The following is a 21,811-nucleotide window of genomic DNA, read 5'->3' as shown; positions in this document are numbered from 1 at the left end:
CATTTGCTTATTTCGACCATAGTTTTTCGAGATCAAATTTTATTTCCCAATAAGTTTCCTATCCTTAGTGAAGCAGTTAATGTAAGCACAGGATGCCAAACAGGATTGTATGATGGATGACCAGATCCTGATTATTGATGATGACGATCTCTCCCTCCCCGACGCACAGCAAGCGGGCTGGAAGGTGATGATTGTTGACGATGAGCCTGAAGTGCATCGCATCACCAAAATCACCTTGAACAAATTCGAGTTTGACAATCGCCCCATCGATTTTCTGCATGCCTATTCCGCAGCGCAGGCCAAAGAGTTGCTGGCCACCACCCCGGACGTTGCCCTGTTGCTGCTGGACGTGGTGATGGAGGTCGACCACGCCGGCCTCGATGTCGTCAAATACGTCCGTGAAGATCTGCAAAACAAGATGGTACGCATCGTGTTGCGTACCGGCCAGCCCGGCCAGGCGCCGGAAGATGACGTGGTAACCAACTACGACATCAACGACTACAAGGATAAAACCGAGCTCACCTCCCAGAAGCTGCGCACCCTGCTGCGGGCCAGCCTGCGATCCTATCGGGATATCCGCACCCTGGAGAGTAACCGTCAGGGGCTGGAAAAAGTCATCGAAGCCTCCAAGGGGATCTTTGAGAAACGGGCGTTGCGCCAGTTTGTCGAAGGCGCTCAGGAGCAGCTCAGCGCCCTGCTCCATCTGGGGGAAACCCAGATATACGACGTCAAGCAATACGCCTATGAGGTGAAGGATCAAGTATTGGAGCCCCTGCTCCCCGGCCATCCCGCCATGCACCTCACGGACGCGCCGGAGATCCTGCGCCAGGCTATGAGCAAGCGCAGCAATGTCTATAACGCCACCCAGATGGTGCTCTACTGCCAGAATCCTCGCCACCACCTGCTGTTCCACATCGAGACCACCCGCCAGCTCAGCCAGATCGATACCAGTCTGCTGACCCTGTTTACCGAAAACATCATAGTGGCGCTGGAGAATATCCGGCTCAATGAGGTGATCGCCGACAACCAGCGGGAGATCATCTATCGCATCGGCGAACTAGTCGAAACCCGTTCAAAAGAGTCAGGACTGCACGTCAAACGGGTCGCGCTCTATACCGAACAATTCTGCCACCTGATGGGCATGAGCGAAGAGCAGAGCGAGCTGGTGAAACGTGCCTCGCCGCTTCATGACATTGGCAAGGTGGGAATTCCCGATGCCATCTTGCACAAGCCGGGCAAGCTGACACCGGAAGAGTGGGAGATCATGAAAACCCACGCCCAGCTCGGGCAGGATATGCTCTCCGGCAGCGATCTGGCGCTGTTTCAGATTGGTGCCACCATCGCTGGCAATCACCATGAGAAATGGAATGGCAGTGGCTATCCCCGCGGTTTGAAGGGGGCCGATATTCCGCTGGAGGGGCGGATTGTGGCGCTGGCTGACGTGTTCGATGCCCTGGGTTCGGATCGCTGCTACAAGAAGGCGTGGCCGCTGGACAAGGTGCTGGCCCTGATTGAAGAGGAGAAGGGGCAGCATTTCGACCCCCAGCTGGTCGAGCTGATGATGGCCAATCTGGACAAGTTCCTCGAGATCCGCGAGCAGAACAAGGATGTCTATATCGGCGAACACTGATAGCCAGCTTGTTCTGTTTATGAACTAAAAAAAACCGCCCTGCTTATCAGGGCGGTTTTTTATCTCTGGCATCACGCCACTTCAGTTCGAGGGTTACTGCTCTGGCAGATTGAGATCCAGCTTGGCGGCAGGTTGTCCGGCTTGCTGATTCTCGGCCTGCGCAGCGGCCAGAGCACGCTTCAGGGCACGCCGTTTTTGTATCACCACAAACCCGACCCCACCCAATACCGCCAGCAGCACACCACCACCCGCCAATGCCCAGACCAGCCAGCCCATTTCCTCCTCTGCCGGGGCTTCATGGGTCGCCTCGGCACTGGAGGCCGGTGCGGCGGCCGACACCACCTCTACAGGAGGCGGCGGTGGCGGGAAGACATTGAAGGTTTTCACCGGCAACTCGATTTTCAGCTCACGGCCGAGACGAGTGGTGCCATAGAGGGTTGCTTTCACCTCATGCTGACCGACCTCCTTGATGTTGGAAAGATCGATATCAAGCTTGGGGTCGCTGGCGGTCTCGCTGAACTCGTAGAGGCCGCCCACATTGCTGGTCACACTCCCCTTGACCACAACGGAGGCGGGATCCAGCTCATCACGGTCGATTAGCAGTGAGAGCTTGGCACCCAGCTCATCCGAAGGCGGTGCCAGGTTATAACTGAACGGATAGGGGTAAAGCAGCACATCCTGATAACGGGCACGGACAAACACCTGATTGCCCGTGCTGAACATGGCGCGGTACTTGCCACCGGGAATATCCTGCAGCGTCACTTCCGCCGTCATGATGCCATCGCCCGGCACTTCGTCGAGCCCCTTGCCATCATCGCGATAGTGGCCAAGTACTTGATCCAGCACGACCTCTTTCTTATCGGCATCGCTGAACGATTGCAGCTTGACGGTCATGCCAAAATCAGAGAGATAGTATTTATCTTTCGGTGGCTGGCCATTGATCAGCAACCACGCCTTGAGCTTGACCACCTCCCCCTGATAGAGCTGCATCGGCAGGGCGGCGATATCGAGCCGGATATCGGAGAGAATGCGCACCCGGTTGTCGGGATCCACCTCGCCAATCGCCTGCCAGGGGCCCGGCATGGGATTGCGCAGGGTAATGAGATCATGCTCCGGCAGCGCCAGCCAACCCACATCGGCAGGTTTGACCTTGCCCACGTAAAGCTTGCTGCCATCGGGGCGAACCAGGATCACGGATGGGGTGCCCGGCTTGCGCTTGATGATGAAGGTGATCTCCTTCACGCCGTAATCGATGCGAAAGCGGTTATCCAGCAGCGGAATATCGGAAGGGGCAAATACCTCGGTCGCTGTCGCCCCTAGCGAGAGCAACAACAGCAGACCGGCACACCACTTGCTCATTGCCGCCACAGACAACTTCCTCCTTTCTTATTTACCAGATCCAGTCTCGCCTCGTGCAGGGCCTGAACCTCGGCGCTGGCACGCACCACCTTGAGGGCGGGTCGGTTGCTCTCTAACCGGCGAATACTGGTGTCCTGATTGCTTTCGTTTTCGTTGCTTTCGGTGGCCAGATTGAGTTTGGTCTGACCGCCGGTCATCAGCAGGTAGACGTCCGCCAGGATCTCCGCATCGAGCAGAGCCCCGTGCAGGGTACGGTGGGAGTTGTCGATACCGTAACGATCGCACAGCACATCCAGGTTGTTGCGCTTGCCGGGGAAGAGATCCCGCGCCATCGCCAGGGTATCTGTGATGGTGCAGATATCCGCCGTCTTGAAGTTGAGTCCGAGCTTGCTGAACTCGTAGTCCATGAAGCTCACGTCAAACGGTGCGTTGTGAGCGATCAATTCGGCGCCGCGGATGAAGTCGAGGAATTCGTCGGCAATCTGGCTGAACGACGGTTTGTCACGCAGGAACTCGTCGGTAATACCGTGCACCTGGATCGCTTCCGGGTCGACCAGACGATCAGGCTTGATATAGACGTGATAGTGGTTACCGGTCAGCTTGCGGTTGATCACCTCCACACAGCCGATTTCGATAATGCGGTGCCCCAGATAGACAGGGCCGCCCGCCGTATTCATACCTGTGGTTTCAGTATCCAGAATGATCTGGCGATTCAGTTGGGGTGTGTTCATGATCCAATCTATGTCAAACTTCGGCTTTACTTACTCGCTAGTTTACCCCAAGCCTCATGTTAAAACAGATTGATTGCTCATGTTAAAACAGATTGATGTCTATACCGACGGCTCCTGCCTCGGCAATCCGGGCCCGGGTGGTTACGGGGCCGTGATGGTCTACGGCAAGCACCGCAAAGAGATTTCCGCCGGATTCAAGTTGACCACCAATAACCGGATGGAGCTGATGGCCGCCATCATGGGGCTGCGCACCCTCAACGAACCGTGCAAGGTTCGCCTCACTACCGACAGCCAGTATGTCCGCCAGGGGATCACCCAGTGGATCATCGGCTGGAAGAAGAAAGGGTGGATGACCGCCAACCGCCAACCGGTCAAGAACGTCGATCTCTGGAAGGAGCTGGATGCGGAAGTGGGTCGCCACCAGATTGAGTGGCTCTGGGTGAAGGGTCACTCCGGCCACCCGGAGAACGAACGGTGCGACGAGCTGGCCAGAGAGGCCGCCTGCGGCAAGGATCTGGCCGAGGATACCGGCTACCAGCCCTGACGGGCCATTCCCGGTGTGGCGAGGGACTTTGGCAGTTGCCAGCGCCGCCGCACCGGGATCAGTGGAAAGCGCCGTTTACGGGCCGCAATCACGTATACCGATGCAAATGCCCTGCAATAATCCCGCCCGATACTCTCTCGCCACCAACTGTGCCAGCTCTGTTTTCCCATAAACGAATAACCAAAGCGCTCGTCGAACATCACCTCGCATCCCAGCAGATGCAGCCAGTCCGTCACCCGCCCTGGGGTGAACATCCGTGCCGACCAGGGCATTCTGCGCCGCAAGAACGGCACACAGTGACCGATCCCGACCAGACTCATGGGGTTATAGCCACTGATGATCAGCCAGCCATCGTCGGTCAACACTCTTTCGGCTTCGCGCAACACTTGGTGGGGATCGGCGGAGAAATCGAGGCAGTGAGCCAGCAGGCAGGCATCGACGCTGCCGGTCCGCACCGGCAGATCGAGGGGGTCGCCATACATGTCGAGCAGCCGCCCGTTGGGGGCGACCCCGATCTGGTGACGAATGGAGGAGCGTTTGCAGGAGAGTTCGGCGCTCAGAGCGCCAATTTTCAGCAGATGATACCCAAACAGATTGGGACACCAGTTGTCGAGCCGATCCTGGATCTCGGCCGCCACCCAGTCCCCCATAGGCAATGCAGACCAGCTGGTCGGGATCTCGATTTGTTGTTCGGTACGTGCCACCTGCATAATAGGGCTCAACTCGGGGTTTCGAACGCCATCCTGTTATATAAGATACCCTCCCTAAAGAGAAGCAGACTCATGTATCCAGTGATCACAGTTCCAGCCTTTAATGACAACTACATCTGGTTGATCCGCCACGAAAATCACTGTCTGGTGGTCGATCCGGGCGATGCCGCCCCCGTGCTGGAGCGGCTCGAGGCATTGGGGCTGGTGCTCGATTCCATCCTGCTGACCCATCACCATCACGACCATGTCGGGGGCGTCACCGACCTGCTTGCCCACTTCCCCCACGCCCGGCTCTATGGCCCCAAACTTGACCCGATGCCGGATCACCACGGTCAGTGGCTGGAAGATGGCGATCAGATCAACTGGCACGGCCTCGCCCTCGAGGTGATCCATGTGCCCGGGCACACTCGCGGCCACATCGCCTACCACGGCAACGGCATGCTCTTTTGTGGCGATACCCTCTTCTCGGCCGGTTGTGGCCGCCTGTTTGAAGGGACGCCGGAGCAGATGTACCGCTCGCTGCAACGACTCGCCGCCCTGCCCGATGAGACACTCATTTATTGTGCCCACGAGTACACACTCTCCAACCTGCGTTTTGCCTATGCGGTCGAGCCGGACAACCCGGCGATCCGCCGCCAGATCGGGCTGATCAGCAAACTGCGGCAACAAGGGCTGCCAAGCCTGCCAACCCGGCTGGGTGACGAACGCACTTTCAACATTTTTCTGAGATGCGAACAGGATTCAGTGAAATTTTCTGCTGAAAAGCATGGGCTAAAATGCGTGGAAAATCCGGTAGATACCTTCACCATCCTGCGTCAGTGGAAGGACGTTTTTTGAACAAACCTTGATCAGGGGGCCATTGCCCCTTATGATGCGAGCTGTTTTTCCTAAAAATGACCGGAACGAGATGAAGGTACGAACGGCCTTATTGGCAGCGCTGTTGCTCAGCGGCTGCCAAAACCTGAGCCATCAGGATGACCGGGCGCTAACGGCAATCGAGCCGATCAAGTCCCCCCAGGTCAAGAAAAAAGCGCATAAAAAACACTCTTCCCATTTCCTGTTTGGCGATGAACAGCTGGACGAAATGGAAGATACGGACAATCTGTGGGTGCGTATCAGCGATGATATGCAACTGGAAACTCCGGACAATCCGCGCATCCGCCAGCAACGTGAGTGGCTGTTGCGCAATGATAAGCATCTGGCGACCATTGCCAGCCGGGCTGAACCCTACCTCTATCTGATGGTAGAGGAGATTGAACGGCGTGAGCTGCCAATGGAGCTTATTACTGTCCCGATGATCGAGAGCATGTTTGATCCCCATGCCCGATCCCGCAGCAATGCCGTCGGTCTGTGGCAGTTTGTGCCAGCGACAGGCAGAAACTTCGGTCTGCGCCACGACAACTGGTATGACGGACGGCGCGATGTGCTGGCCTCCACCAATGCGGCGCTCGACTATCTGGAATACCTGAACCGCTTTTTTGACGGTGACTGGCTGCAAACGCTGGCCGCCTACAATGCCGGTGAAGGACGGGTGCGCAACGCCATCCAGCGTAACCAGCGCGCAGGCAAACCGACCGACTACTGGTCGCTCGATCTGCCCCGGGAAACCCGGATGTATGTGCCCAAGATCCTCGCCATGGCTGACATGATCAGCAATGCTGACAAATACAATATCAAGTTGCCGGTGCTCGCCAACGAGCCGAAGCTGCGAGTGGTGGAGACCGGCAGCCAGATCGATCTGAATGTGGCCGCCCAACTGGCCGGTCTGCGCACGTCACAGCTCAAGGAGGTCAATCCGGCCCTGAGCCGTGGCGTGATGTCGCCCCGTGGCCCTTACCGCCTGCTGGTACCGGTAGAGTATGCCGATACCCTGGAGCTGGCACTGGCCGATCTGCCCAAGAGCGAGCGTATTCGTACCCGCTCCTATCAGGTCACCAGTGGCGATACCCTGTCGCGCATTGCCCAGAATCATGGCGTGAGCGTGAACGAGCTGAAGCTGGCCAACAATCTGCGCAGCAACAACCTGCGTCGCGGTCAGCAACTGGTGATCCCGACCCACGGTCAGGTCAGCAGCAAGGCCAGCTCCGCCAGCAAACCGCAACAGCTGGCAAGCCGTGGCAGCAGCCAGAAGGCCAAAGTCAGCTACAAGGTGCGCTCGGGTGACAACCTGTGGAGCATCAGCCAGGCACACGGCGTCTCCCACGAAGAGCTCGCCAAGTGGAACGGTCTGAATGCCAAGTCGGCGCTCAAGCCAGGCATGAAGCTGGTGGTCTATCCCAAGCAAGGGAAGAAGAGCGACAAATCGATGGTGTATCAGGTTCGCCGTGGCGACTCCATCTCCTCCATCGCGGCTCGCTTCCAGGTGGCCATCAACGATGTGATGCGCTGGAACCAGCTGGATAAAGGGGATTACCTCAAGCCCGGTCAGGAGCTGACCCTGTTTGTGAAGAACAACAGCTAAGCCACACCACTTGAACCCGATAAAAAACGGGGCCAGTCATCTGACTGGCCCCGTTTTTTATTACTGCGGCTAACCGCTGCTGTGTCTGAGCCTCCGACGAAAACAATGGCTTGGCGCCACCTGCGGATGCATCACCGCTCTGCAGGCAAAACTATCACCGCTATTCCCAGAGCCTTGTCGGCACCACCATCAGCACGGTGCGCTGACCGATCGCCACATTGGCATTGGGGAAGACCACCGCCTCACGCGGCTTCTCGACCGTGTAGCGCAGCTCACCATCCTCGGCCAGCACGAACCCTTGGGGGAATTCGGTGAAGTTGTCCACATCGCTGGCAAACAGGAAGCGAAACTGCTCCGATTTTTTGGTGATCACCCGATCGATGGCAAACAGGGTGAAATCATCCGCCCGCCACGGCTCCAGCGCCACCTCATCCTGAGTGACCAGCTCTTGCAGCGCTTGGCGGGTTTCGATAAAGCGGGTCATATCGTTCTCGCCAAACGGGCGCACCTTGCCCAACTCCACCGTAAAGGCGTGGGCACCATGCTGGCGGGAGCTGTAGTAGCTGAAGGTCGTGGTCGGGCTGGCGGAGAGCAGAATAGTACGCACCCCGCAGGCGCCGAGGAACTGCACCTGCTCGCGGCAGTGGGGCCGCTCGTGGGGGAAGGGGTAGACGGCAAACTTCTCGTGGCGCGAACCGCGAATGGCGGTGTGCAGGTCGTAGTGGTAACGGGGACGAGCCGGATCGGCAAAGAAGCGGCTCACATACTGCTCGAGGCGCATGGCGCGGATCCGCTCCCGATTGCAGAGCCCCTCTCCCTTGCTGTGGGCTCCGGAGAAGAGCCGGTTCATGTTCTCCTCCACCTCCCGCAATCCCAGATTCATCGCCGCCGGATTGCCAAACAGGAACAGCACCCGATGACGGGCGCTCAGCTCGCCTGAGAGCAGACGGCTCAGCAGCTGGTTGCAGATCTCGATGGGGGCGGTCTCGTTGCCGTGGATGCCGCAGGAGAGGACGATATCCTTGCGCCCTCCCGGCTGGCCGCCCGCGCCGCTGGCAGGCTCCAGACAGAGTACGCCCGTATCCCAGACGCTGACCCGCGCACCATCGGGCAGGGTAAATTCAAAGGGCTCAAGCTGCCACTCATGGCTGCGGGTCAAGGCCAAAAAATCGTGCTGGGGAATCATCCGTCTCACCCTCTTGCGCTGGAATACTATGGCCGGATTATACGCAAGGCATCGCGGCTTAAAATCGTTTTTTAAACAAATTCAAACATTAACAACACAATTGTGATAACAATCGAGCGACGACAGCGAGGTGCTATAGCAATGTGAAATAAAGAGAAGAGGAAAGAGGATCAACGCACAACAGGGGGAAAACGGGGGAGATAAAACAGACTATTACCCGCTTGATGGCCGGGCGCCACAGGGGCAAAGCAGAAAACGGATCAGCAGAAAAACAAGGCATCCATGCCCGGCTGATCAACCACGCCAGAACGGCTTGGTGGTCTCTTGATAACGGTCAGCTTCGTTCAGGCCGATGTCTTTGAGCAGGTACTCGGGCAGCTCGGAGAGCTGGCGACGGCTGCGGCTGCGCTCCAGCCAGGTCAGAACGGTCATTTTAACGCGAGCAACCAGATTCAATTGGCTGGAATGCTGGTAACCGGTTTCGGTATAAGTCATGTTGGCCATGATGTGGCTCCTCTGAATATTTGTTTACGCACTGGGCTTTATTTGATGCGCAAAGCTTAGTCAGGGAGCAGGGCCGACTCAATTGACGAATTTTGATACTTTACATTAGGAAAACTAATAGTAAAAAACTGACTGATACAATTTTAATACTTTGATTTATAAAGAATAATTTAGTCAATATTCGACCATCAACGGCCCGCAGCATATTGTGCTGCATGGCACCACCTTACATATGCAATTTACCGCATTGTCTATGCACTCGCCAATGGACGTGCCATGGGTGGCAACCCTGTCATTACATTCGATTGTTAATTCTGCGATCTCTTTGTGATCTTAAATTAACACAATGAAACATAAAAAAAACTTACTTTTCCTCCCGCGCAGCTCCCTCGATGAAGACCCGAAAACGCCCCTCTTGGCGCGCAATCGGCATACTGGTATGGTTATTTATACAGTAGTTTACTCCCCTGCCCTGACGCCATCGTTTATGCCGTCAGAGGCGGATGAAACCACAGGATCATCGATGGATACCTTTACCCCGACCGCCGCCCTGCGTCAACAGATGGCCGCCATTGAAGCCTCTCTCAAGCAGCTGGCCGATCTGCTTGGCCAACTCGATCTGCAGGAGGCCCATGTCTATCCCCTCCCCCCGGTGCCACAGGGGGAAGAGCACGACCCGATCGAGCAAATTGAGGTGGGCTATCTCAACGGTGAAGCCGCGCTGGCGGCCACCCTCGCCGCTTATCGGGACCACAGCGCCCGTCCCGGCTGCTCCACCAAGGCGACTCATCGGCTGCCCGGCTGGTTGCGCTTTCCTGCCGCCGCAGCCCCTTTGCTGCAACCGCTGATCGACCAAATCAACCAGCACAAGCTCGATTTCAAGGCACTGGTGCAGCAGGCGGGGGGACGGGACGAGAAGTTCGAGCTGGTACATACCGCCCTGCCCGGAGTGATCACCTTGCAGGTCTACCGCAAACTGACCCTGTTGGCAGGGGAGCTGCAATCCCTTGGCTTTACCTGGGCTGACAAGCAGACCATCAATCGCCTAAGTCGCGAGCAGGTGCTTGAGATGCTGGAGCGCAGCCGCCGCTATATACCGGCCCTCTCCAACAACGAGGAGTGGAGCAAGATGGTGGATCAGGAGGTGTACGACATTCGCCGTCTGCCCGCCGATGCCGAGCTGCGGATCCGCCGCCCGGTCAAGACCCACCCGATGATCAACCTGCTCTGGTTGGAGCGCACCCCGCGCAAGCAGCAGATCAAGGCGAGCCTGCCTCTGCTGCTCTGCTCGGATACCCCGCCCGCGGTCACCCATCTGGGCAACTATCCCCCCAAGAGCCGGCAGGCGCGGCGAGATCGCAAGATTGGAGGTGAGCCCATCATCGAGCGGCTGCACCTCTATCTCTATCAGGGGTGACTGGATCAGGGATAGCTGGATCAGGGATAGCTGGGCCGCCTTGCCGCGATAAACGAGTACCCCATATCTGCGTCCCAAACGAGAAAGGGGAGAACATCTCTGGATGTTCTCCCCTTTTCTGTCTCGATAGGCGGTATGAAAGGTGGCGTCGCCAATCAGCCCATCAGCAGGGCCCGCAGGCTCTCCACATCCAGCCCGCGCACCTCGGACTGGCCGCTCAGCAGGCCATCGGCCAGCGCCCGCTTCTCGTCGTGCAGAGCGACGATCTTCTCCTCCACCGTCTGCTCGCACACCAGCCGGTACACGGTCACCGGCTGGGTCTGGCCCATCCGGTGCGCCCGATCGCTCGCCTGATCTTCCACCGCCGGGTTCCACCAGGGATCGAGGTGCAGCACGGTATCGGCCTGGGTGAGGTTGAGGCCGGTCCCCCCCGCCTTGAGGCTGATGAGGAACAGCGGCACCTCCTCGTGACGAAAACGCAGGATGGAGTCCTGACGGGACTTGGCGGAGCAGCCCCCATCCAGATAGCAGTAGTCCCAGGACTTCTGCTCGATGCGGGCCCGCAACAGACTCAGCAGATCGACGAACTGGCTGAACACCAGCACCCGATGACCACCGTCGATCGCCTCTTCCAGCAGGGCAATCGCCTCGTCCAGCTTGCTGCTGGTTTGCGACCACTCGGGCATCACCAGCTCCGGTGAGCAGCAGAGACGGCGCAGCCGGGTCAGGCCACTCAGTACATGCATCAGGGCGCGACCATCGGCGCTTTGCACCTGCTGCACCACTTCCCGCCGGGTCGCCTCGTAGAGCTGACGTTCCTCAGGGGAGAGGCTGATGTGGTGAATGATCTCGGTCTTGTCCGGCAGCTCGGTCAGCACCTGCTGCTTGAGACGACGCAGGATAAAGGGGCTGATCACCGCCCGCAGCAGCGCCATGTGCTGGGGATCCTTGACCGCCTTGCCAAAGCGACGCTTAAACTCGCCAAGGCTGCCGAGCAGCCCCGGGTTGATAAAGGTAAAAAGGCTCCACAGCTCCCCCAGATGGTTCTCGATGGGGGTACCGGAGAGGGCGAGGCGAAAATCGCCGTCGAGCTGGAACAACAGCTTGGCGCGCTGGGTGCCGGCGTTTTTGATCTGCTGCGCCTCATCGAGCACCATGCTGGACCAGCGGCGGGACTTGAGCGCCTCCGCCAGGCTGCCAAGCATGCCGTAGTTGATGAGGATCACCTGACCGGCCTTGGCCTCGCGAATGATCCCCTCCCGCTCGGCCGGGTTCTCGAACACCACCACATCCAGTTCGGGGGCGAAACGGGCCACCTCCTCCTGCCAGTTGGTGACCACTGACTTGGGCACCACCACCAGCGCTGGGCCAAGATGCTGGCGCATCCGCAGCACGATAAGCGCCTGCAGCGTCTTGCCCAGACCCATGTCATCGGCCAGACAGGCACCAAAACCGTGATGGGCCAGGGTCGCCATCCAGCGCACCCCCTCTTTCTGATAGTCCCGCAGGGAGGTAAGCAGCTCGTCCGGGCAATCGACCTCCTGCTGCCACTCCTGCTGAAGGGATTGCCACGCCGCATCCCCTTCGGTGGTAATGACCGAGAGCAGGCGAGTGAGCGGATAGGCCAGTTTGTTGTTGATGCGCTGCTCTTCATCGAGCATGGCCCCCAGCATGGTGAGCCGCTCTACCAGCTTGTCGCTCAGCATCAGGCTGGTCTTCTCATCGAGCTGAACGGTGCGCTGCCCCGGGGTCATCTGGCGCAGAATAAGGCGCAGGTCGAGGATCTGGTGCTCATCGAGCGCCAGTGCCCCTTCGACCTGAAACCAGTCCTGCCGCCGCTCGATGCGCAGGCTCAGAGCCGCTTCATCGAGGCTCTTGAGACGGGCGCTGTCCTGATGCCAGTGAATGACCACACCGGCGTCCACCAGCTCGGGCAGGGCATTGACCAGCGCCAGCGCCTGTTCCCCCTGCAGCAGCCACTCGCTGCCGGGCAGGCCGATGGGCAGTTGATTGCGCAGCAACTGGGCCTGCAGCTTCTCGGCCCCGAGATCCCGCTGCCAGTAGTGGTACGCCTTGATCCCCTGCCGCACGATCGCCTCCCCCTTGCCAAGGGGCTGGGGCGGCAGATCCTCAAAGCGGGTCACCAGCTTGACCGACAGCTGACCATCCTGCCAATCCAGTTGCACCGAAGGAATGCCCGGCCAGGGAGCCAGTTCGGCGTTGCCGCTCAGCCCCGCAACCTGACTGTGCCAGGGCAGCTCGGGAATGGCGTCCAGGGTGCGTTGCAGCTCGGCCAGCCCCTCGGCGGGCAACAGCGGGATGGATTCGAGCGCTGGCAAGCGGTCGAGCAGCGGCTGCGGGGTGAGGATGAGCTGCCACAGATCCTGCGCCAGCGGCATGATATGGGCCCCGCGAGCGGCCGCATCGGGGCAGAGCTGCGCGCTCATCCCCTGTTCGGTGGCCACCACCTGCAGCAGGGGTGCACTGATGGCCAGTTGCAGCTTTTGCCCCTTGGCGTTGAACAAACGGGGGTGATCGGCCAGCGGCGCCCAGACATCCCGCGGCAGTCGTCCCATCACCCGTGGCAGGGTGCGAACCAGTGCCCAGTCGTGCTCATCGAGCATGGCGGCATACTGGGTAGAGAGCAGGGCCGGATCGACCCGGCGACCGGCGGTCCACTCCCCCTTGGTACTCAGCTTCTGGATCTTGCACTCCAGCTCGGGGCCGTCGGCATGGAGCAGCCACACCAACCGCTCTTGCGGCTTGCGTACGCCACTGGAGCGTCCCAGCCCCTGCAACCAGTTGAGCCAGCTGGCAGAGGCCGCGGTTTTATCCTCGTCCCCGTCATCATCCTGCTCGTCACTGCCCTCTTGCGCACTCTCCTCACTGCCGCGCAGTTGGCACAGGGGCGCCCCTTTGGCCGCCTCGCCCAACAAGATGCGCAGCAGATCCTGACAAAAGGCCATCAGGCGATGATGGGGTTCGGCATCGAGCAGATGGGAGAGATCCCACTTGTGCAACATGGCCACCTGCGGGCTCTGGGCACCGTGACGGGCCAGCGCGCAGAGATCGAGCCAGAGATAGCCCCAGTGGAGCTCCTCCACCGGCAGTTGCAGGGTATCGAACAGGCCAACCGCCTGACCGTGGCGATCGCCCGCCCACTGGCTGAGCAGATCGGCAAGCAGGGGGAACTGGCCAGTCAGACTGCGCTGCCACTTCTTGCGCTGTTCGCTGGCGATGACGGGATCGGCCTGCTGCAACCAGCCAAGCCAGAGCAGGGCGCTGAATGAACGGGGCCACTGGCCCGCCTCACCCTCATCGGTTGCCTGCCACTGGCCCAGCGCGGTGAGCAGTCGCTCGCCAAGCGGGCCGCTCTGGTTCTGCTGGGCCAGCGCCTGCAGGGCTGGCCAGCCGGGGGCGGCATCCTTGTCCTCGCCGGTTGGCGATGTGCTCTCGCCATCCCCGCAGAGCCAGCGCCACTCCGCCTCGAACGCTTTGGCCCGGGCCTGCACCTCGGGGGCACAGCGCACCAGCGCATTGGCCAGCGGCCAGCGCTCTTCATAGGGGGCATCGAGCAAGAGTTGCAGCGAGAAGTGCTCCAGCAACATTTGCTGCCAGGCGGGGCTGGAGCCCGCCAGCAACTGGTGAGCGTCCGGGGTATCGAGCAAGGTCAGCAGATCGCTGGCCGAGAAATAGGTGGGGATCTCCCCCGCTTTGCCGCGGCAGAGCTCGCGCACCACCGCATGGGTAAGATCCTGCCCGGTCAATGAGGGCACCCGGCTCCAGTCCGGCGCCGGGCAGAGACCGGCACGCACCCCCAGGATCAGCGCCAGCGTCCCCTCGGCGGTCAGGCTCCACTGCTGCTCCCCGCGCAATCTGACCAGCCCCGCATCCTGCAGTCGGGTCAGTTTATCGATCAGGGCATGGCCTATCGCCAGTTGTTCTTGCAGCAAACGGGTACTGGCAACGCGCTGCAATTGCAGGGTGGCGAGCAGGGCATAACTATCCGAAGAGAGGGTGGACGCAGACATCAAGACTCACGGGCAAGTGCAAAAGCGGAATTTTAACGGTAAAGCGCCAGCGGCTCGACCCTTTACCGTGAAATAACTCAAAAAAAAACGGCCATCCATGATGACCGTCGAAAGTAACGAAGGAAATAGCCGGATCATCCGGTTACCTCCCACAGCGGGAAAATCGGGAGCGCTAGCCCCTAATTCGTGGAGCCAATGCTAGAGGTTGGCGCCCGAAAAAGCTTTGAAGCGGATCACAGTTGAAAAGGATTTCTGAAAACGGTTTCAATTTTTGACGGCAAAAAACCGTGATTTCGCGCCAAATGAGCCATGTCCCAAGCCCCTCCTGCTCACCCGGCACAAGCGGTAGAACACCCTATAACGGTCGCTTGTCGAACGCCCCTGTGCGGGCAGCTGTCAGCTGTATAGCTTCATCAGAACCTGCCACCCGCAGGCTAGGTTTCAGGGCAACCGGAGATGGCCGAGATGGGCCAGGAGAGCACGAAGCGGCTCCCTCCCCGCCCGGTAGCTTGGCAAACCGCGCTGCCACCGTGCGCCTCGGCAATCGCCTTGACCACTGCGAGTCCGAGCCCGCTACCGCCGCTCTTGCGCGAGCGTGATGGATCTCCGCGACGAAACGCATCGAAGATACAGGCGGCGATCTCCTCGCTGATGCCTGGCCCCTCATCTTCCACACTCAGGACACACACACTCTCCGAGCGATACAGCCGCACGGTCAGCAGGCCCGGCAGCGCGTGCTTCTGGGCATTTTCCAACAGCGCCATCAGAGCCTGACGGATACGAAACAGATCGCAGCAAACATGAAGTTCGCTATCGAGCTCCCGCTGCAACACAAATCCGCTCGCCGCCAGAGGGCTGGCAAACGCCTCAAGCACCACGGCAAGCTCGTCGGCCAGCCTGACCTCGGTCCGCTGTAACTCCAGATGGCCGCTGTCGTTGAGGCTCAATACCCGCAAATCCTCGATCAGGTGATTGAGCCCCTCGACCTGGCGCAGCAATCCCTCGAAGAGTTCGCTGCTGGGAGGAAATACCCCTTCAGCCAGCCCCTGCAAACGGCCGCGCAAAATGGTCACCGGAGTGCGCAACTCGTGGGCAATGGCGGCATTCCAGAACTCCCGCTCGCGGGTCATGCTCTGCAGCCGCTCGGCCATGGCGTTGAAGTCGCGCACCAGTTGCGCCGTCTCCCCGATCGCCTGCTCATCCTCCGGCACGCGGGCATCGAGTTTACCCTCGGCCACCTCGCGCAGGCTGGTTGCCACCGAGTTGAGGGGAGTCAGGATGCGGCGAGAGAGGCGCACCGCCACGTACAGCGCCATCCCCAATGCAATGAGAATGGTGGAGCCGATCCAGATCATCTCGACTCTGGAGGGCACCCAGGTCTCGGAGATGCTGCCCGGCACAAACGCCACGGCGATGCCATAAAACACATAGGTGCCGATCACCGCGAGGGAGATGATACCAAGCGTCATCAAGCCCAGAGAGCGGATGATCTGCCTGCGAAGGCCGGGCGCCGATTTCATGCATCGCCCCCGAAGCGATAGCCAACGCCCCAGACACTGGCGGGGACCCCCTGAATGCCGTGTGTCTCCAGTTTTTTGCGCAACTTGCTGATGTGGCTATCCACCGTACGCTCCTGGGTATCCCCCTCCGGCAAGCAGTGAGTCAGCAGTTCGGCGCGGCTGAACGCCCGTTTCGGCGCCCGCATCAAAGAGGCGAGCAACTTGAACTCGGTCAGGGTCAGCTCCAGCACCTGCTGCTGGTCATCGCGGAAAATGCTGGCCTCGTGGCTCTCCAGATCGATCTGAAACTGGCCGACCCGCAGCACATTCGCCGTGGCTGGCGTCACGGCCCGGGTGCGCCTGAGCACGGCCTGCACTCGCGCCACCACTTCGGCCGGATTGAAGGGTTTGACCACATAGTCATCCGCCCCCATGCGCAGCCCCATCAGCTTGTCGAGATCCTGATCGAGGGCGGTCAACATGATCACCGGCGTATCGCCGCGCGCCCGGATCTCGCTGAGCACCTGCCAGCCATCCAGTTGCGGCATCTGTACATCCAGCAGCAGGAGATCGGGTTTGAATGCCTGATGCATGGCCAGCGCTTCACGGCCATCGGCGGCGTGCAGGGAGCGCAAGCCATGACGTTGCAGGTAAGCGGCGAGGATGTCGGCGATCTCGGCTTCATCCTCTGCAATCAGTACCAGTGACTGGCCCGCCGGGCTGGCGGGAGCATTGAGATGGGACATAGTCGGACTCGAAAAAAGGTGGCGTTGAACTTTATCATCGCCTCCATGGATTCTCCACAAAGCCTCGAATCATTCGCAATAGCCCCTCGCCATAATGGCCGCTCGATGCACTCTTCGGTCACATCACACCGGAGAGACGGTTTAACGAGGTGAGTGGATGAGGTTTGTAAAACAGCGGTATGCGGGCGCCCTGCTCGCCGTCATTGCCGCATTCGGGCTGGCGGGTTGCGATGTCGCGCCGCAAGAGCAGGAGGCTCCCGCCCCTCCTCAGGTGTCGGTGCTGACTCTGACTGGTCGGGAGCTTGTCATCAGCGAGGATCTGCCCGCCCGGGTAGCGGCACTGCGCAGCGCCGACATTCGCGCCCAGATCAGCGGCATCGTACAGCGCCGCCTGTTCGAGCAGGGCGCCGAGATCAGCGCAGGCACAGTGCTGTTCCAGATAAACCCGGCCCCCTTCAAGGCCGATGTCGACAGCGCCGCCGCCGCATTGCAACGGGCCGAGGCCGTGCTGGCCCGCGCCCGCATCCAGATTGAGCGCCTGCAGCCGCTGCTGCGCACCGACGCCATCAGCCGCCAGACCTATGACGATGCGGTCTCCCAGCGGGATCAGGCGGCCGCCGATGTAGCCCAGGCCAGGGCGACCCTGGCCCGGCACCAGCTGAACCTGCAATTTGCCAGCGTGGAGGCCCCCATCGCCGGGCGCATCGATCAGGCGCTGGTGAGTGAAGGAGCCCTGGTGTCCCCCACCGATGCCACACCCATGGCCCGAATACAGCAGATCGATCAGGTCTACGTCGATGTGCGTCAACCGGCCTCGGTGCTGGAATCCCTGCGCCAGCAGGCTGGCTCAACGGCACCGGAACTGGCGGTGGAGATCCTCGGCAGCAATGGCACACCGCTGGGCATGCAGGGGCGCATCCTCTTCTCCGGCATCGAGGTCGATGCCGGAACCGGCGACGTGCTGCTGCGGGTGCTGGTGGACAATCCCGAGAGGCGGCTGTTGCCCGGCCTCTATGTGCAGGCACGCATCCCCCGGGCCCGCTATGCCAACGCCCTGACCGTGCCCCAGCAGGCGGTAGTTCGCACCTCGGGTCAGAGCAGCGTGTGGGTGATGGATGGCCAGGGGCAGGCACAACTGGTTCCGGTCAACACCGCTGAACTGGTGAGTAGCCAGTACCGCATCGCGTCCGGGCTCAGTGCCGGGCAACAGGTGGTGATCGAAGGGATCGACCGTCTGACCCCGGGGGTTCAGATCATTGCCTCCCCCTGGCAAGCACCCGCTGTCAGCCAACCGGCTGACGGTGGCATTCGCTGAATCGGAGAGTTATCCATGCCGCAGTTTTTTATTCATCGCCCGGTGTTTGCCTGGGTGATCGCCCTGTTCATAGTGCTGGCAGGGGTCATCGCCATCCCCAAGCTCCCCATCTCCCGCTATCCCTCGGTGGCGCCGGTGTCGGTGACCCTCTATGCCGCCTATCCGGGCGCCACACCGCAGACCCTGAACGATGCGGTGGTGAGCCTTATCGAACGCGAGCTGTCGGGAGTGAAGAACCTGCTCTACTTCGAGTCGTCGGTGGACGCCTCGGGCAGCGCGCAGATCACTGCCACCTTCAAGCCGGGCACCGATCCGGAGCTGGCCCAGATGGACGTGCAAAACCGCATCAAGGCGGTCGAGCCTCGCTTGCCACAAGCGGTGCGGCAAACCGGCCTGCAGGTGGAGTCCGCCTCATCCGGTTTTCTGATGATGGTCGGCATGACCTCACCGGATGGCCGCTTCGATGAGGTTGCCCTCAACGACTACATGGCACGCAATATTGTGCAGGAGTTGCGCCGCATCGATGGTGTGGGGCGGGTGCAACTGTTCGGCGCCGAACAGGCCATGCGCATCTGGGTAGATCCGGCCAAACTCGCCGCCTACGGGCTGACCATCAGCGAGGTGGCGCAGGCCATCGAGCAGCAGAACATCCAGATTGCACCGGGACGTCTCGGTGACGAACCCGCCCTGCCGGGGCAGCGCCTAACAGTTCCCCTCACGGTTCAAGGGCAGCTGACAACCCCCGAGGCATTCGCCGCCATCGTGCTGCGAGCCGGTGGTGATGGCGCCAAGCTTGTGCTGGGTGATGTCGCCCGGGTCGAGCTGGGGGCGCAATCCTACGCCTTCTCCAACCGGGAGAACGGCGTGGCCGCCACCAGCGCCGCCATCCAGCTATCCCCCGGCGCCAACGCCGTGCGTACCGCAGATGCGGTGCGCACCCGTCTCGCCCAGCTCGCCCCCACCCTGCCGGCGGGCATGGCCTATTCGATCCCCTTTGACTCGGCCCCCTTCGTCAAGGTCTCCATCGAAAAGGTGATCCACACCCTGCTGGAAGCCATGGTGCTGGTGTTTCTGGTGATGTTTCTCTTCCTGCAGAACCTGCGCTACACCCTGATCCCGGCCATCGTCGCCCCCATCGCTCTGCTTGGCACCTTCGCGGTGATGCTGCTGGCAGGTTTTTCGATCAACTCCCTCACCATGTTCGGCATGGTGCTGGCCATCGGCATCATAGTCGACGACGCCATCGTGGTGGTAGAGAACGTCGAGCGCCTGATGGCCACCCGGGGGCTCTCGCCCAAGGAGGCAACGTCGCAAGCCATGAAGGAGATCACAGGTGCGGTGATCGGCATCACCCTGGTGCTCACGGCGGTGTTTCTCCCCATGGCGTTTGGCAGCGGCTCGGTGGGGGTCATCTACCAGCAGTTCACCCTGTCGATGGCGGTGTCGATCCTCATTTCGGCCTTCCTCGCCCTGACCCTGACGCCTGCGCTCTGCGCCACCTTGCTGCGTCCGGTCAGTCCGGATCATCATGAGAAGCGCGGCTTCTTCGGTGCCTTCAACCGGGGTTTCGAGCGGTTCACGGCAGGCTACGGTGCGCGGGTAACCCGGCTGGTCGGGCGCAGCGGACGGATGATGGCAACCTTTGCCGCCCTCTGCGCCGTACTGGCCATCGCCGCCGCCCAGCTGCCCTCCTCTTTCCTGCCGGACGAGGATCAGGGCTACTTCATGACCTCCATCCAGCTGCCAACCGGCGCCACCAGCGAGCGTACTCTTGAGGTGGTCAAGGCCTTCGAGGCTCACGTCGCCTCTCGCGAGGCGCTGGACACCAACCTGGTGGTGCAGGGCTTCAGCTTCTCCGGCGCAGGCCCCAATGCCGCCATGGCCTTCACCATGCTCAAAGATTGGGATCAGCGTCATGGTGCCACGGCAGCCGAAGAGGCAGATCTGGCACAAGCAGCCATGGCAAATATTCCTGAAGGCACGGTAATGAGCCTGCTGCCGCCCGCCATCGACGAGCTGGGCACCGCCTCCGGCTTCACCCTGTTCCTGCAAGACAGGGCCAATAGGGGGGAAGCCGCGCTGCTGGCCGCTCAGACCCAACTGCTGGAACTGGCCGCCAAAAGCCAGGTAGTCAGTGATGTGTATCCCGACAATCTGCCTCCCGGCGAGAGCATTCACCTCGAGATCAACCGACAAAAGGCCGAAGCCATGGGACTCTCGTTCGCCAGCGTGAGCAGTACCCTGTCGGCCGCAATGGGGTCGCTCTACGTCAACGACTTCCCCAACGGCGGGCACATGCAGCAGGTCATTCTGCAGGCCGACGCGTCGGCGCGCATGCAGCTCGATGATGTGCTCGGCCTGCGGGTGCGCAATGCCAGCGGCGGCATGGTCCCCCTGCGGGAGGTGGTGACACCGGAATGGCGCGAATCGCCGCAACAGATGATGCGCTTCGATGGCTTCCCTGCCGTGCGTATTGCCGGAGGGGCCGCGCCCGGCATCTCCAGCGGAGCGGCGATGGCGGAGATGGAGCGTCTGGTGGCGCAATTGCCGCCAGGCTTCGCATTGGCCTGGACGGGACAGTCGTTACAAGAGCGCCAGTCGGCCGAGCAGGCCCCCCTGCTGATGCTGTTGTCGGCGCTGGTGGTCTTCCTGGTGCTGGCGGCACTCTACGAGAGCTGGTCGATCCCGCTCTCGGTGATGCTGGTGGTGCCGCTGGGCCTGCTCGGTGCCGTCGCGGCCGTGATGCTGCGCGGCATGCCCAACGACGTCTTCTTTAAAGTAGGCATGATCACCATCATCGGTCTGTCGGCCAAGAACGCCATCCTCATCGTGGAGTTTGCGCGCCAGTTGCACAGCGAAGGGCGCTCGCTGCTTGATGCGGCTGTCACTGCTGCCCGCCTGCGCCTGCGCCCCATTCTGATGACCTCGCTGGCCTTCACCCTCGGGGTGGTGCCCTTGATGCTCGCCAGTGGCGCCAGCGCGGAGACCCAGCATGCCATCGGCACCGGCGTGTTTGGCGGCATGATCAGCGGCACCCTGCTGGCCATCTTCTTTGTACCGGTCTTTTTTGTCTTCATCATCGGGGCGCAGCAGCGCCTGCACTCCTGGCAGGCACGGCGAGCATCCAACAGCATTAACCCGGCTCGATGACCACAGATACACAGGCAGCCGGATAATTCCTTAGCACATCACCAACAGAAAAAGCCCAACCTATTCAATAGGTTGGGCTTGGTATGTGGCGGAGAGACAGTCCTCCAAAATACGTTCCCACTCATGCCGTACACTTCCACAAAAACCCCATATAAAGCTTACAGATACAATTCAAACGTTCCAATCCATTCCGATAGATTCCCCTCAAATCCGGCGCTAAAGTATGGGCTGGAGTATGGGCTGGTGAGATATGAATCCAGTATGGGCTGGAATTTTACCCCCCTCCCAACCTATTGAACTGGCTTGAGTGGAGGTAAGTATGGGGAAGATAACAGCGAGAACTGTCGATGGTCTGTGTAAAGCGGGTGTACCTGGCATGACCAATGACGGTGATGGTCTTTACCTCAAAATCGGGAAAGGTGGTCGCGAATTCAACTTCGAAGTGCAATTCCCGATTAAAAATCAGGCTGCTTTCAGAAGTTCGTCAAAAACCACCTGTGGCTGTTTAAATCCCAAGCATTTGCGCGG

General features: G+C 60.4%; 15 protein-coding genes. 7 read left to right on the top strand and 8 right to left on the bottom strand.

Annotation, left to right across the window (positions count from 1 at the left end):
- Positions 1–112: 112 nt before the first annotated feature.
- Positions 113–1,630, top strand: coding sequence for an HD domain-containing phosphohydrolase (locus ACB040_RS14115; RefSeq protein WP_371155345.1), 1,518 nt, complete (start codon positions 113–115; stop codon positions 1,628–1,630).
- Between the two features lie 93 nt (positions 1,631–1,723).
- On the opposite strand, the gene ACB040_RS14110 is transcribed toward ACB040_RS14115, so the two are convergent.
- Both ACB040_RS14110 and dnaQ read right to left on the bottom strand, forming a co-directional pair.
- Positions 1,724–2,989 (bottom strand): TIGR03503 family protein, encoded by a 1,266-nt coding sequence (locus ACB040_RS14110; protein ID WP_371155343.1) that lies wholly within the window; start codon positions 2,987–2,989, stop codon positions 1,724–1,726.
- Positions 2,986–3,720 (bottom strand): DNA polymerase III subunit epsilon, encoded by a 735-nt coding sequence (gene dnaQ, locus ACB040_RS14105; protein WP_368192291.1) that lies wholly within the window; start codon positions 3,718–3,720, stop codon positions 2,986–2,988. The genes ACB040_RS14110 and dnaQ overlap by 4 nt, the downstream gene beginning before the upstream one ends.
- Positions 3,721–3,799: 79 nt before the next feature.
- Between dnaQ and rnhA the strand changes: the two genes are divergently transcribed.
- Positions 3,800–4,264 carry a ribonuclease HI gene (rnhA, locus tag ACB040_RS14100; protein ID WP_005353268.1) on the top strand — a complete coding sequence of 155 codons (465 nt, stop codon included), beginning with the start codon at positions 3,800–3,802 and terminating at the stop codon, positions 4,262–4,264.
- Here rnhA and ACB040_RS14095 read toward each other — a convergent pair.
- Positions 4,252–4,974 (bottom strand): methyltransferase domain-containing protein, encoded by a 723-nt coding sequence (locus ACB040_RS14095; RefSeq protein ID WP_371155278.1) that lies wholly within the window; start codon positions 4,972–4,974, stop codon positions 4,252–4,254. The two genes, rnhA and ACB040_RS14095, sit on opposite strands and share 13 nt — an antisense overlap.
- A gap of 72 nt (positions 4,975–5,046) precedes the next feature.
- On the opposite strand from ACB040_RS14095, the gene gloB reads away from it, so the two are divergent.
- Together gloB and ACB040_RS14085 are read left to right on the top strand one after the other, a co-directional pair.
- Positions 5,047–5,811 carry a hydroxyacylglutathione hydrolase gene (gene gloB, locus ACB040_RS14090; RefSeq protein ID WP_371155276.1) on the top strand — a complete coding sequence of 255 codons (765 nt, stop codon included), beginning with the start codon at positions 5,047–5,049 and terminating at the stop codon, positions 5,809–5,811.
- A gap of 70 nt (positions 5,812–5,881) precedes the next feature.
- The gene (locus ACB040_RS14085; RefSeq protein ID WP_144715138.1) at positions 5,882–7,435 is read left to right on the top strand and encodes a LysM peptidoglycan-binding domain-containing protein; all 1,554 of its coding nucleotides are present in this window, start codon (positions 5,882–5,884) and stop codon (positions 7,433–7,435) included.
- Positions 7,436–7,595: 160 nt separating this feature from the next.
- On the opposite strand, the gene astE is transcribed toward ACB040_RS14085, so the two are convergent.
- Positions 7,596–8,621 carry a succinylglutamate desuccinylase gene (astE, locus tag ACB040_RS14080; protein ID WP_158109377.1) on the bottom strand — a complete coding sequence of 342 codons (1,026 nt, stop codon included), beginning with the start codon at positions 8,619–8,621 and terminating at the stop codon, positions 7,596–7,598.
- A gap of 294 nt (positions 8,622–8,915) precedes the next feature.
- Positions 8,916–9,125, bottom strand: a complete 210-nt coding sequence (locus tag ACB040_RS14075) for a DUF1127 domain-containing protein (protein ID WP_005337823.1) — start codon at positions 9,123–9,125, stop codon at positions 8,916–8,918.
- A gap of 523 nt (positions 9,126–9,648) precedes the next feature.
- Between ACB040_RS14075 and ACB040_RS14070 the strand changes: the two genes are divergently transcribed.
- Positions 9,649–10,542 carry a DNA replication terminus site-binding protein gene (locus ACB040_RS14070; RefSeq protein WP_335844533.1) on the top strand — a complete coding sequence of 298 codons (894 nt, stop codon included), beginning with the start codon at positions 9,649–9,651 and terminating at the stop codon, positions 10,540–10,542.
- A gap of 155 nt (positions 10,543–10,697) precedes the next feature.
- On the opposite strand, the gene ACB040_RS14065 is transcribed toward ACB040_RS14070, so the two are convergent.
- The 3 genes from ACB040_RS14065 to ACB040_RS14055 form a co-directional block, all read right to left on the bottom strand.
- Positions 10,698–14,573, bottom strand: coding sequence for an SNF2-related protein (locus tag ACB040_RS14065; protein ID WP_371155273.1), 3,876 nt, complete (start codon positions 14,571–14,573; stop codon positions 10,698–10,700).
- A gap of 434 nt (positions 14,574–15,007) precedes the next feature.
- Positions 15,008–16,093: an ATP-binding protein gene (locus ACB040_RS14060; RefSeq protein ID WP_371155271.1), complete on the bottom strand. Its 1,086-nt coding sequence runs from the start codon at positions 16,091–16,093 to the stop codon at positions 15,008–15,010.
- Entirely contained in the window at positions 16,090–16,818 is a 729-nt protein-coding gene (locus tag ACB040_RS14055) for a response regulator (protein ID WP_371155269.1), read from the bottom strand. Before ACB040_RS14055 ends, ACB040_RS14060 begins: the two co-directional genes overlap by 4 nt.
- Before the next feature lie 157 nt (positions 16,819–16,975).
- Here ACB040_RS14055 and ACB040_RS14050 point away from each other — a divergent pair, with 157 nt between their 5' ends.
- On the top strand, positions 16,976–18,133 hold the full coding sequence (locus ACB040_RS14050; RefSeq protein ID WP_371155267.1) for an efflux RND transporter periplasmic adaptor subunit: 1,158 nt from the start codon (positions 16,976–16,978) through the stop codon (positions 18,131–18,133).
- A 15-nt stretch (positions 18,134–18,148) separates the two neighbouring features.
- Complete coding sequence (locus ACB040_RS14045; RefSeq protein WP_371155265.1) at positions 18,149–21,283, top strand: multidrug efflux RND transporter permease subunit; 3,135 nt, start codon at positions 18,149–18,151, stop codon at positions 21,281–21,283.
- Positions 21,284–21,811: the final 528 nt, after the last annotated feature.

The organism is Aeromonas sp. S11(2024) (genome assembly GCF_041402345.1).
In the GTDB taxonomy this organism is placed as follows: domain Bacteria; phylum Pseudomonadota; class Gammaproteobacteria; order Enterobacterales; family Aeromonadaceae; genus Aeromonas; species Aeromonas veronii.
Note: the sequence above shows the minus strand (reverse complement) of the source record. Positions and strands in the feature narration are given on the sequence as shown.

Coding starts and splice junctions, on each gene's coding strand:
- astE (WP_158109377.1), bottom strand. CDS start 8,621: ATGATTCCCCAGCACGATTTTTTGGCCTTGACCCGCAGCCATGAGTGG.
- rnhA (WP_005353268.1), top strand. CDS start 3,800: ATGTTAAAACAGATTGATGTCTATACCGACGGCTCCTGCCTCGGCAAT.
- ACB040_RS14110 (WP_371155343.1), bottom strand. CDS start 2,989: ATGAGCAAGTGGTGTGCCGGTCTGCTGTTGTTGCTCTCGCTAGGGGCG.
- ACB040_RS14055 (WP_371155269.1), bottom strand. CDS start 16,818: ATGTCCCATCTCAATGCTCCCGCCAGCCCGGCGGGCCAGTCACTGGTA.
- ACB040_RS14095 (WP_371155278.1), bottom strand. CDS start 4,974: ATGCAGGTGGCACGTACCGAACAACAAATCGAGATCCCGACCAGCTGG.
- gloB (WP_371155276.1), top strand. CDS start 5,047: ATGTATCCAGTGATCACAGTTCCAGCCTTTAATGACAACTACATCTGG.
- ACB040_RS14050 (WP_371155267.1), top strand. CDS start 16,976: ATGAGGTTTGTAAAACAGCGGTATGCGGGCGCCCTGCTCGCCGTCATT.
- ACB040_RS14070 (WP_335844533.1), top strand. CDS start 9,649: ATGGATACCTTTACCCCGACCGCCGCCCTGCGTCAACAGATGGCCGCC.
- ACB040_RS14075 (WP_005337823.1), bottom strand. CDS start 9,125: ATGGCCAACATGACTTATACCGAAACCGGTTACCAGCATTCCAGCCAA.
- dnaQ (WP_368192291.1), bottom strand. CDS start 3,720: ATGAACACACCCCAACTGAATCGCCAGATCATTCTGGATACTGAAACC.
- ACB040_RS14115 (WP_371155345.1), top strand. CDS start 113: ATGGATGACCAGATCCTGATTATTGATGATGACGATCTCTCCCTCCCC.
- ACB040_RS14060 (WP_371155271.1), bottom strand. CDS start 16,093: ATGAAATCGGCGCCCGGCCTTCGCAGGCAGATCATCCGCTCTCTGGGC.
- ACB040_RS14045 (WP_371155265.1), top strand. CDS start 18,149: ATGCCGCAGTTTTTTATTCATCGCCCGGTGTTTGCCTGGGTGATCGCC.
- ACB040_RS14085 (WP_144715138.1), top strand. CDS start 5,882: ATGAAGGTACGAACGGCCTTATTGGCAGCGCTGTTGCTCAGCGGCTGC.
- ACB040_RS14065 (WP_371155273.1), bottom strand. CDS start 14,573: ATGTCTGCGTCCACCCTCTCTTCGGATAGTTATGCCCTGCTCGCCACC.